Origin of the sequence: Trinickia acidisoli (genome assembly GCF_017315725.1) — a bacterium.
In the GTDB taxonomy this organism is placed as follows: domain Bacteria; phylum Pseudomonadota; class Gammaproteobacteria; order Burkholderiales; family Burkholderiaceae; genus Trinickia; species Trinickia acidisoli.
The window spans coordinates 950,607-962,716 of sequence record NZ_JAFLRG010000001.1 but is presented as its reverse complement, the minus strand read 5'-3'; the positions used below and the strand labels follow the sequence as shown (position 1 = coordinate 962,716).

7 protein-coding genes are annotated in these 12,110 nt (G+C 66.2%); 3 read left to right on the top strand and 4 right to left on the bottom strand.

Translation table 11 applies throughout. The annotated features are described in order from the left end of the window. Positions 1–45 precede the first annotated feature (45 nt). The 4 genes from J3485_RS04375 to J3485_RS04360 form a co-directional block, all read right to left on the bottom strand. Positions 46–1,194: a polysaccharide biosynthesis/export family protein gene (locus tag J3485_RS04375; protein ID WP_206951337.1), complete on the bottom strand. Its 1,149-nt coding sequence runs from the start codon at positions 1,192–1,194 to the stop codon at positions 46–48. 58 nt (positions 1,195–1,252) lie between these two features. Then, positions 1,253–2,650 (bottom strand): undecaprenyl-phosphate glucose phosphotransferase, encoded by a 1,398-nt coding sequence (locus J3485_RS04370; RefSeq protein WP_206951336.1) that lies wholly within the window; start codon positions 2,648–2,650, stop codon positions 1,253–1,255. Positions 2,651–2,686: 36 nt separating this feature from the next. After that, the gene (locus tag J3485_RS04365; RefSeq protein ID WP_206955639.1) at positions 2,687–4,195 is read right to left on the bottom strand and encodes a mannose-1-phosphate guanylyltransferase/mannose-6-phosphate isomerase; all 1,509 of its coding nucleotides are present in this window, start codon (positions 4,193–4,195) and stop codon (positions 2,687–2,689) included. Between the two features lie 150 nt (positions 4,196–4,345). Continuing rightward, positions 4,346–5,344, bottom strand: coding sequence for a GlxA family transcriptional regulator (locus J3485_RS04360; RefSeq protein WP_206951335.1), 999 nt, complete (start codon positions 5,342–5,344; stop codon positions 4,346–4,348). Positions 5,345–6,490: 1,146 nt separating this feature from the next. On the opposite strand from J3485_RS04360, the gene J3485_RS04355 reads away from it, so the two are divergent. From J3485_RS04355 to J3485_RS04345, 3 genes are all read left to right on the top strand, one after another. Further along, the gene (locus J3485_RS04355) at positions 6,491–8,503 is read left to right on the top strand and encodes a hypothetical protein (protein WP_242538478.1); all 2,013 of its coding nucleotides are present in this window, start codon (positions 6,491–6,493) and stop codon (positions 8,501–8,503) included. 175 nt (positions 8,504–8,678) lie between these two features. Beyond that, entirely contained in the window at positions 8,679–10,772 is a 2,094-nt protein-coding gene (locus tag J3485_RS04350; protein ID WP_242538477.1) for a hypothetical protein, read from the top strand. 191 nt (positions 10,773–10,963) lie between these two features. Continuing rightward, on the top strand, positions 10,964–12,076 hold the full coding sequence (locus tag J3485_RS04345) for a helix-turn-helix domain-containing protein (protein ID WP_206951333.1): 1,113 nt from the start codon (positions 10,964–10,966) through the stop codon (positions 12,074–12,076). The last annotated feature ends 34 nt before the right edge of the window (positions 12,077–12,110 follow it).

Here is a 12,110-nt window from a genome sequence, read left to right as displayed (position 1 = left end):
TCGGGGTTGGCGCGCCGCCGCGCTCGGGGTTGGCGCGCCGATTGATCACTTCGTGACGATCGCCGCCGTCAAACCCGCATTGATCGCCGGCAAGAACAGGCTGAGCACGCGGTTGAACTTCACGAGCGCGCCGTTATCGACGTAGACGACGTCCTTGGGCTTGAGCTCGAACTGATTGGCCAGCACCATCGACACGGGCGAAGTCGCATCGAGGTGATAGATCTGCGGGTTGCTGCCCGTGGAATCGCGGATCACGAAGAGCTGCTTGGCCTCGGCCGTGCCCGGATTGAGGCTGCCCGCCTGCGACAGCGCCTCGGCGAGCGTGAGTCTGCCGTCGCGCATCGGCATGATCGTCGCGGGCTTGTTCACCTCGCCCATGACGTAGACGCCGTTTTCATCGCGCGAGCCCACGTGCACCATGTCGCCGGGACGAAGCACGATCTCCGACGGGCTGTGCCCTGCCCGCACGAGCGCCGCGAAACTGATCGGGTAGGTCTTGCCGTCGCGCACGAGCGTCACGCGGCTTTGGTCGGCCGCATCGGTGAAGCCGCCTGCGCGGCCGAGGGCCTCCGTCAGCGTCATCGGAATGTCGTTGACCTGCACGGCGCCCGGCTTGCCGATGTCGCCGTCGATATAGATTTCCTTCGCGCGGAACGAGGCGACGCGCACGGTCACTTCGGGACTCTTATAGACCTTGCTGATGCGCGAAACGATCTTGTGCCGGATTTGCTCGATGCTGTCGCCGGCCACATGGACGGTGCCCGCATACGGGAACTCCACGTTGCCCGATTCATCGACGACGAAGCCCGGCGCCGCGTCGTCGGTACGCGTCGTCTGCGTGGGCTGCCCGAGGGCGGCGGCGAGTTCGGGGTGATCCCAAACGGTGATCTGCAGCACGTCGCCGGGACCGACGCGATACGGCGTGGGCTTGCCGAACAGCGCTTGCGTCTGGTCCGAGATCGGATGCATCTGGGCCTGTTCGTTCATCGTCCGAATCAGCTTCAGGTTGATGTCCGTGATCGGCACTTGGACGTTTTGGCTCGGCTCCGTGCTGTACTCGCCGCCGGACTCGGGGACGGTAGGCGGCGTCACCATGCGCTGGCCGGGCACCATCGAGCATCCGGTGAGCACCGCGACGAAGGTCAGGACTGCTAACGATAAAGCGGTGCGAACGTGTGGGTCCGAGTCAGACATGATGTCCTCCATGCCGGTTATTCGTGTCTTCGTGACGTGCGCTGCGCAAGCTGCGGCGCTAGTAGGCATTGCTGTGCGTAAACCCCTTCACGACCGTCGCCGCGATGATCCGCATGTCCAGGCCGAACGACCAATTGCCGAGGTAATAGAGATCGTGTGCCACGCGCCGCTCCATCTTTTCGATGCGGTCGGTTTCGCCGCGATAGCCGTTGATCTGCGCCCAGCCCGTGATGCCGGGCTTGATCCGATATCGATGGATGTAGCCGGCGACGACCTTGCGATACAGATCGTCATGCTCGAGCGCATGCGGACGCGGGCCGACCACCGACATATCGCCGCGCAGCACGTTGAAAAACTGCGGCAGCTCATCGAGACTCGTGCGGCGCAGGAACGCGCCGAGCGTCGTCACGCGCGGGTCGTGGTGCACCGCCTGGTGCAGGACGCCGGGCGGCTCGGCGTGCATGCGCATCGAGCGGAACTTGTAGATCGTGAAGACGCGTCCGTCCGCGCCCTTGCGCTTTTGCTTGAACAGCACCGGGCCCGGCGACGAGAGCTTCACGGCCAGCGCGATCGCGATGAGCAGCGGCGCGATCCCGATCAGCGCGCAGGCGGCGAAGACGCGATCGAAGATTTCCTTCACGAGCAGCGCGCTCGGCGACATCGGCGACGCGACGAGATTGATGGCCGGCACGCCGAGCAGATCGATCACGCCGCCGCTCTCGAATAAGGCGAGCGAGCGCACGTCCGGCATGAATCGAATGTTGACGAGATCGTCGCGAAACTCGCCGACGACGCGCAAAATCGTGCGCTCCTCCGACAGCGGCAGCGCGAGCCATACTTCGTGCAGATCGCTGCCGCGCACATAGCGCGCGAAGGCGTCGAGATCGGTGAAGCGCCGCGGATTCGGCTCGGCCCCATCATCGACGACGAGCGGCGCCTCGGGGTGCGGCACGTAGACGGCCGCGGCCCGAAAACCCGTGGCCGGCGCCGCCTCGATCCGCCGCAGGATGGACGCGCAGTGCGTCCCCGCGCCGACGATCGCCACTTGATGCAGGTTGATGCCGGCGTGGCGCAAACGAGCGAGCACGGCATGCGCCGCAAGCCGGTAGCCGATCAGCAGCGCACCCGCGAGCGCGCTCCAATAGACGAACCACAATCGCGACACGTAGTCGATCTCGCGCAGCGAGAACATCGCCGTCAACGCGCACGCTTGCACGACCAGCCACGCGAGCGCGACCTGTCCCGCCAACATGCGCTTCGCGCGGCCCCGCCACGAGTCATAGACGCCGAATGCCGGAAAGAGCACGAGCACGCAGGCGGCCGTCAGCACGACGAACGGCGCGATGAAATCGTGCTGTCCGCCTCCGGCGAAACGGATCTGCGAGGCCAGCGCCGCCGCCGCGAGCACGAGCGCGACGTCGGACAAACGAGCCAGCAAGCCTTGAATCTCACGCATTTGCTCACTCCGCAACGAACCGGGCTTCCCCTACCCTCACGGGTTCGCCCTATCACTCGGACAGCGGCCGTAGTTGTCTTCGAAGCGCACGATGTCGTCCTCGCCGAGATAAGCGCCCGACTGCACTTCGATGATTTCGAGCGGCACCTTGCCCGGATTGCCGAGCCGGTGTCGCACGCCGAGCGGAATGAACGTCGATTCGTTCTCGCTCAAAAGAAACTCTTCGTCGCCGCGCGTCACGAGCGCCGTGCCGCGCACGACGACCCAATGCTCGGCGCGATGGTGATGCATCTGCAGCGAGAGGCGCGCACCCGGCGCCACGACGATGCGCTTGACCTGAAAGCGGTCGCCGTGATCGATCGAGTCGTAAAAGCCCCACGGACGACGCACTTTCCGATGGATCTCGGCCTCGGGCGCATGCTCGGCCTTGATGCGCGCGACGAGGCCCTTGACGCGCTGCACGTGCGAGCGATCGGCCACGAGCACCGCATCGGGCGTTTCCACGACCACGACGTTCGTCGTGCCGACGCAGGCGACGAGGCGGCTCTCCGCGTGCGCGAACGTGGAGGTGGCCCCCTCGAACACGACGCGCCCGCGCGCGACGTTGCCGTCGTCGTCTTTGCCGAGCGCGTCCCAGACCGCATCCCATGAACCGAGGTCGGACCAGCCCGCCTCGAGCGGCACGACGACGCCTGTGCACGGCGCGTCGGGACGGCCCAGGCGCTCCATCACCGCGTAGTCGATCGAATCGGCCGGCGCCCGCTCGAACGCGCTCGCCGCAGGATCGAAGCGCGCACCGTGTGTCGCGCCTTCGGCAACGGCCGCGCGACACGCCGCGTGCATTTCGGGCTGGACGCGCCGGAGCGCTTCGAGCCACACCGATGCGCGCATCACGAAGATGCCGCTGTTCCACCAATAGGTGCCATCCGCGACGTACTGCGCGGCCAATTCGGCGGGCGGCTTTTCGACGAAGCGATCGATCCTGTGGGCACCGTCGCGGAGCGGCTCGCCGATGCGCACATAACCGAAGCCCGTGTCGGGACGCGTCGGCGGCACGCCGAGCGTCGCGATCTCGCCGCGCTGCGCATGCCGGGCGGCCAATTCGACGGCTCGCTGCAACGCCTTCACGTCGGCGATCGCGTGGTCGGCCGGCATCACGACGAGGATCGCATCTTCGGTGCCGTCGCCGCTGCCGTCGCGCTCGCGCACGAGCATCGCGGCGAGCGTCAGCGCCGGAGCGGTATCGCGTCTTGCGGGCTCCACGATCAAGCGCGGCGTCACGCCGCTCGCGCGCAATTGCTCGTCGATGATGAAGCCGTGCTCGTCGCCGCAGACGACGAGCGGCGCGTCGGCCACATCCCAACCCTCGGGGAAGCCGTCCATGCGGCGGACGGTGGCTTGCAGCAGCGAACCCGGGCCGATGACGTCGATGAGCTGCTTGGGGTAGTGCTCGCGCGACATCGGCCACAAGCGCGTACCGGAGCCGCCCGCGAGCACGACCGGAATCAGGCGCCGACAGGGCGCTAGCGCGGGGTTCGGACGCATGGCTGCACTCGGCGCCGCGCGCGCTTCGCTCTTGTCGTTCTCGGCGGCGCGCGCCTCGGGCAAGCTCGCCGCGGCGAGCGGCGGCGCACCGCGCGTGCCACCGGCGTGCTCGTATCGTCGCAGATCGAACCGCATGCCGATGCTCCTCGCTCAACCGCCGCTCGTGCGGCGGCTTTGCATCCGAAACTCGGTCGGCGAGATCATCATCCGCTTACGGAAGATCTTCGCAAGACGATCGCCGTTGCCCATGCCGCTGCGGCGCGCGATCTTGTCGACGGGCAATTCCGAATCGACCAGCAAACTGCAGGTGATCGCCAAACGCGCTTGCAACAGATAGTCCGACGGCGTCATGCCGAGTTCGAGCTTGAAGCGGCGCAGGAAATTGCGCTCGCTCATCGCGGCCACCTGCGCGGCGTCGGCGATCGAAATGGGGCGCTCGCAGTTGTCCTGCAGCCAGCGTGCGGCCGTGCGAATCTTGTCGCCGGCGCTGGCCGCCCCGCCATCGCCGAGCAGCGGCACGAAGCGCGCGCTCGAGCCCGGCATCAGCCGCTCGGCGACGCCGCGCGCAACGTCCAGGCCGAGGTCGCGCTTGACCATCGACAGCGCGCCCTTCATCGGTTCGAGCCGCTCGTCGGTGTCGAGCGATTCGTCCTCGCGATGGGCCTGCCGCAAATAGGAGCCGAAGTGATAGATCCGGTCGACTCCGTCTATGCCGGCCGCGTCGAGCAGCAAACTGCCCTCGCCGATCGAGCGGATGTTGGCCGTCTTCGTCTGTACGCGACGCAGCCAACCGATCAACCGCTCATCGCTCGCAGCCGCGTGCGCGCCCTTGCCGCCGGCGATGAACAAAGCGTCGAAACCGGTGTAGTGGCGCGCATCGAGGCCGTCGGTCCATACGCGCACCGAGGAGGCACAACGCACGTTGCCGCCCTCCGCCGACAGGAACGAAATGTCGTAGGCATGCGAACGATTGACGAGCGTCGCGGCGAGCTCGTTGGCCACGTGGAAGACTTCGGCAACAAGACCGGCGCCGAGCAGCGAAAAGCCGTCGAACAGCACGATCGCGATCCGCCGCGTGGCGCTCGGCGCGTTTTGCGCACGAGCGCGCCACCATCCCATGAGTGCGGGTTCGGTACTCGCGTAAGGCATGACATTTCCCTCACGAATCGTTGCCGGCATGGCGCAGATCGTCTCGCGGTGCAGTGCATCGTAGGCAGTACCGATGCGCGCTGCGGATACCGTGACGTAATTCGGCGACATCTTGTCGGATAGATTCCGGCGGATACCGCCTAATGCTTTAGCCGATGTTTACGGCCCGTCGCCCATGCCTGGGCAAATCGGACAAATCATCATGAAACCCGTCGCTTTCACCCGGCAATTAGCCGAAAAGCGCCAAGCCGTCTCGGCAAAACCCATGCCGAGCGCAATGCGTCTCAAACGCGCAGCTTCCCCGATTCGTCTTATAGGCCAAGGTGATCTTGAAGATGCCGGCTTCGAACGAGCCGATCGCAACCGTGCGCGCCGCCGCATGTTCGCTGCGTCCGAGCGGCGAGCAAGCATGCGTACGCACGAGAGGATACAAGTGGGACGATAGACGCTGCTCCGCCATCGCTGTGTTGTTGAGACCACATTGACGGACAACAGAAGACAGATAGTTGGCGGATCAGGGCGGCACTTCGTTCGCCGTTTCGTCTTTCCTATTATCAAAAATCGAGCGAAACAATTTCATTGCATGTTTCATTCATGATTCATTTTCGTTTGATTGAATTTCTCAATTACCGATTAAGAATTTTTGAAGATATGTATTTCTATTTTTCATCCGATGGTCATTCGAAAACGGGCGATAGACCATCGATGCGCGGCGGCCTGCGCGCCGCGGCGCAGCATGCAAGCGCGTCAGCGCCTGTTCATCGAGTCCCGGAGAGCGCCGACATCCGTTCGCGCACCGCGCGCAAAGCGGTAATGCCTACCGCATGCCGGGCGCGCATTCGTCGGGCGATTCGTGCAGGATCGCCCGTACTCAGCGGACCCCGACCCGCGCGAGCGTAAAAATCCGCCATCGCGGCGTGCGCAAATCGACTAGATTGAACGCTCCTAAAAGTACCGCAAAGCTTGTAGTCTCTCGCCCAACGATTCGTATGAAATCAGCGTTTCGTTAGACCACAGCGCGGCTTCGGCGCGCGCCTCTCCCATTGATGTCGCCTTCGGCGGCCCCACGCGCATCGCCTTGCCGACGCGCGGCGCCCTTCCTTTGCCTATCGCGAAGCCTCGGCGCACCGAACACGACCACGATCGATGACGCAACCCTTACCGCTTCACGCCCGCCGCACGCATCTGCAGCGATGCGCGGCCGCCGCCTTTCTTTCGCTCTTGACCGCGTGCAGCGGCGGGGGCGGCTCAGGCACGGGAACCCCTTCGAACGCCGCATCGAGCAACAGCGCTAGCACGCAAAACGTGGCCCCGGCCTCGACCACGCCGATCGTCGCCGCGGGCGGCGAGACGTTGACCTGCGGCCAGCCGTCGGCGCCGACGAGCGCCGCCGGCACGGGTGCGACGATCGAGGCCGATACGCCCGGCAGCGACGGCACACGCACGTTCGCATTGAACAGCGCGTTCAATCTCGCGATCACGACGCGGGCCGCGCAAAGCGATACGGTGTCGTGGCAGGTGCTCGACGATTGGAACGTCGTGCGCGCCAGCGGACACTTCCCGGTCAATTCCGGCGCGCAGACGGTGACGCTCAGTTGCTCGTCCACCCTCGCCGGCTACTTTTCGGTATCGGCCTCGCTCGTCTCGTCCGGCACCGCGCTCGCCTCGCTCGGCACGCGGCCGGCTGGCATCGCGACGTTCGGCGTGCGGCCCGACGTATCGTCGACGCTACCGGCCGTCGCCTATGCGTACGAAGACCAGCACCGCTTCGGCGGCCAAGGCACCGATTACCTGGAGCCGGGCCAGACCTGCTGCAGCGGTGACGGCTACCGGCCGCTCGACCCCGATCTCGGGTTGTCGTGGGCCAACGACACGCGCAACTGGTACATCGAAGAGCCGAACGGGGCGAACACGTTCGCCCCCGGCACGAATACGCTGGCGTCGTATTTCAAGCCGGGCGACATCATGCGGCTGATCCAGCTCGACGGCATTCCGGGTTGGGCGAGCCCGACAGGCGCGCAAACCGAGGGGTATGCGCCGACGTCGGAGCCGGCCTTCCAGAACTATGCGAGCCGCGTCGGTACCGATTCGGCGCAGATTCGCGCCGCTTACTTCCCCAACCAATCGCACAACTACTACCAGATCACCTGGGAGCCCGACGGCGGCGGTCCAACGCAATGGAAAGACACGGACGCGAACTTCGTCGCCATGTATCAGGCGGCTTACACCGGCCTGCATTCGACCGATCCGAACGCCGTCGTCATGGGCGTGACGGCCACGATGGTGCGTACCAATACCGCGTGGCTCAAGCGGCTCGCGCCGCTCGGCCTCGCCCAGTATCTCGACGGTCTGACGATTCACGGCTATTACGATGCCGGCACGTCGCCCTCGCATCCGCCCGAGCGCCTCGCGACCGACCCCGATCCGGCGACGGCCGCCAACGCCCTGCCCGCATCGATGCGCGAGCTGCGCGGCACGATGACGCAAATGCTCAAGCCGGGTGCCAAACTCTTCGTCACCGAAACGGGCATCAGCTACGACGCGGGCACCTCGTACGGCCCCAACTATCCGACGCCGAACGTGCTGTTCGCGCACGGGGCGGTCGTCGCGCGTACGCATCTGATCTTGCTCGGCGAAGGCGCCGACATGAGCTACATCTTCTATTCGTCGGACACGCCCGATTCGCCGCCCGGCTACGGCATGTTCTTCGATCTGAACGATGCGAACGGCACCTACGGCGCGAGCAACATCAGCCCGAAGCCGGCTGCGATGGAAGTCGCCGCGATGACGCGCATCATCGACGGCACGACCACGCTCGGCTATCTGAACACGGTACCGGCCGGCGTCTACGGGTACGCCTTTCAAAGGCTGAACGGCGGCAAGATCGTCACCGCCCTTTGGACGCACAACAATGCGTACTGGAACACGACGTCGGGCTTCAGCACGACCTACAACGTGCCGTACACGCTGCAAGTCGATGCGGCCGGGACCTCGGGAAGCGTGACCGTGCTCGACGCCATGGGCAACGCCGCCAGCCTGCCTTACAGCAATGGCCAAATCGCGCTCACGCTGACCGAGTCGCCGATCTACGTCGTCTCGACGAATGCATCGGTGATGAAAGCCAATGTAACGGTGCCGTCGGGTTACGTCAGACAGTAAGGACTACTAAGAAATACCGCGCCCCGGTTCGGGCCGCCAAGGACTGTCGAGTGCTGCCAAGCAATGCCGGCAGCGCGGCCCGACCCGCGGTCGCCCCCGTTCCGTTCGGTCGACCACGGACACAGCGGGTGTTGCATGGTGGAGTCTGGGGTCGCACATCGGCCCGATTCGACTCATGCTCCCCGCTATCCTTGCCGTTCGCGCAGAGAACGAACGCGGCCTCCGCCGCGCGGCGCACACCGCGACGGCACGAGGGCTGTCGCGCATCGGCGTGCGCTGCAGCCCGCGCCGCGCCTGCTTCACCTTCGCCGCCGTTGCGCTCCTACTCTGCGTTTCGCTCGCGGCATGCGGGCGCACCGATTCCGACGCGAAGCGCGGCGAAACCGCATCCGACGCCGCGGCGTCCGCCGTCTTCACCAGTACGCTGCCGACCCACGGCACGCTCAGTTGCGCGATGCCATCGGCCGCATCCCCCGCTTCCGACACGCAAACGCAAGCCCATATGCTCGGCGACGGCATCGATGCCGACACGCCCGGCAGCGACGGCACACGCCTGTTCGCGCTCGGCGTGCCATTCACCGTGACGCTCACGGCACGGACACCGAAAGCCGATACCGTCGATTGGCAGATACGCGATGCCTGGAACCTCGTGCGCGCGGCCGGGCGGCTGAACGTGGACGCCGGCACACAGACTTTCACGCTGCGCTGCACGTCGTCGCGCGCGGGCTACTTCGCCGTGATCGCCTCGCTCGTTCACGGCGGCCAGCGGCTGCCGCGACGCGGCACCCGACCCGCGGGCATCGCGACGTTCGGTGTGCTGCCCGACGTCTCAGCCGCGTTGCCGAGCGTTTCGTATGCGCACGAAGACCAGCACCGCTTCGGCGGCCAAGGCGCGAACTATCTGCTCCCCGGGCAACGATGCTGCGACGGCGACGGCTATCGTCCGCTCTATCCGGCACTGGGATTGTCGTGGGCCAACGACACGCGCAATTGGTACATCGAGGAGCCCGAGCGGCCCGACACGTTCGAGCCCGGGCGCGACACGCTCGCGCCGTATTTCCGCCGGGGCGACCTCATGCGGCTGATCCAGCTCGACGGCATTCCCGGCTGGGCCAGCCCGACCGGCGCGCCAACGCACAGCTACGCGCCCGTCTCCGAGGCGGCCTACCGCAGCTACCTGAGCCGCGTCGGCGCCGATTCGGCTCAGATCCGCGCCGCCTATTTTCCCGATCAATCGAGCAACTATTACCAGGTCACCTGGGAGCCCGACTACGACGGCGGCCTGCCGTGGCGCGATACCGACGCGCATTTCGTCGATCTGTATCGCGCGACCTACGAGGCGATCCACGCAACCGATCCGCAGGCGGTCGTAATGGGCCCGACGAACGCATCCGTGCGAGAGAACGCGCACTGGTTGAAACGCCTCGCGCCGCTCGGCATCGGCCGGTATCTCGACGGTCTGACGATTCACGGCTACTACGACGTGGGCACCTCGCCCTCGCATCCGCCCGAGCGCCTCGCGACCGACTCCGATCCGGCGACGGCCGCCAACGCCCTACCCGCGTCGATGCGTGAATTGCGCGCCACGATGACGCGCATGCTCAAGCCCGGCGCAAAGCTCTTCGTCACCGAAACGGGCATCAGCTACGACATCGGCTCGAAATACGGCAGCGACTATCCCACGCAGAACGTGCTGTTCGCCCAAGGCGCCGTCGTCGCGCGCACGCACCTGATCCTGCTCGGCGAAGGCGCCGACATGACCTATGTCTTCTATTCGTCCGACATCCCCGAGTCGCCGCCAGGATACGGCCTGTTCTTCGATCTCGAACACACGAACGGCGCCTACGGCGCGAGCGACATCAGCCCGAAGCCGGCGGCCATGACCGTCGCCGCGATGACGCGCATCGTCGACGGCACCACGACGCTCGGCTATCTGAACAACGTCCCGGCCGGCGTCTACGGCTATGCGTTCCAACGGCTGAACGGCGGCAAGATCGTCACCGCTCTTTGGATGCACGAGAACGCCCATTGGAACGCGACGTCGGGCTTCAGCGAGACCGACGGCGCGCCGTACACGCTGCAAGTCGATGCCACCGGCGCGTCGGGACGCGTGACCGTATTCGACGCGATGGGCAACGCTGCCGAGCTGCCCTATCGCAACGGCCGTGTCGCGCTCACGCTGACCGAATCGCCGATCTATGTCGTCTCCGGCAATGCGGCGGCCATGCGAGCGAACGTCACCGTGCCGGCCGGCTACGTCGCCAAATGAAGGGCGAGCGTGAAGGCCGCAACGGCAGACGATCGCCGATGCCTCGCCTGTCGCAGTATCGAAGCCATCTGACAACATCTCGCGTTTTTCCGACTCGGTGACGGTACGCGCGCCGCCCGCGCATACCATGCGACGCATTGGACTCGCATCGCGTGCTTTGCGAGCGCGCAGCGGCGCTCCACTCCCCCTCCATGGCCAAACGCATCGCTATCCTCATCTTCGACGGGTTTTCGCTCGTCGAAGCGAGTTCCATCGCGGAAGTGTTCCGGCTCGCCGACGAGATCGAGGGCGAACGTGTGCGCATCGAGCCTGCGCCGTCGCCTTGGCTCTCAGGCGGCCCACCTCGGGGCGGAGCATCCGCAAGCGCGGATGAACGCCCGGAGGAAAGCACGAGCGGCGGGTACGGGCCGCTCATTGGACGGCGGCCGATCGGCGTGCGCGAGGCGGCGGAACCCTATGCGATCGTCGTCGTATCGGGCACGGGCGGCAGCATCGCGAGCAGCGCGACGATGCGCGTCTGGTCCGACAATCTCGATGCCTATGCGGCGTCGGGCTTGCACGCGCTGTTCGTTCCCGGCGGAAGCGGCGCCGCACGGCTCACGGCCGACGAATCGTTCCTGCGCCGCCTGCGCGCCGCGATGCAGCACACGCGCGTGGTCAAGGCGATCGGCGAAGGTGGCGCGATCGTGGCCGCGGCGGCGGCGGTGGCGACAAACGGCAAGGCCGACCCGGCAGCGGGCGCGCCGCTCGCGCTTGGGGCAGTGGCCGCGGCCCATGCCCCCTATGCGGCAACGCACGGCGAGCATACCGTCGCGCTCGACGATCCGCTCGGGCCCGTTGCCGCGGCACTCTCGATCGTCAAACGCGACCGCGGCACCCAAGCGGCACGCGCGATCGCGGACCGATCGGCGCCGGGCGCATGGCGCAGGCTCGGCGCGGTGCTGGGCGAACTCGACGAAGGCGGCACCCGCGAAAAGATCGATACCGCCGCGCGCTGGATCCGCGAGAACTACGGCCAACCGATCTCGGTGGCCAAGGCGGCGGAAGTGGCATCGATGAGCGAGCGCAGCTTCTTGCGACGCTTCAAATCGCAGATCGGCATCACCCCATCCGAGTACTTGCTGCGAGCGCGGCTCGACGCGAGTTGCTCGCTGCTCGTCGCGACCGATCTGCCCGTCGACAAGATCGCGCGCCGCTGCGGCGTCGGCAGCGGCGACGGACTCGCCAAGATATTCCGCAAACGGTTGTCGATTTCGCCGACCGAGTATCGAATCACCGAACGGCGGCGCGCGAGACAACACTGAGAGGGACGGACGTGCGCCGTTACGGCCAGGCTCG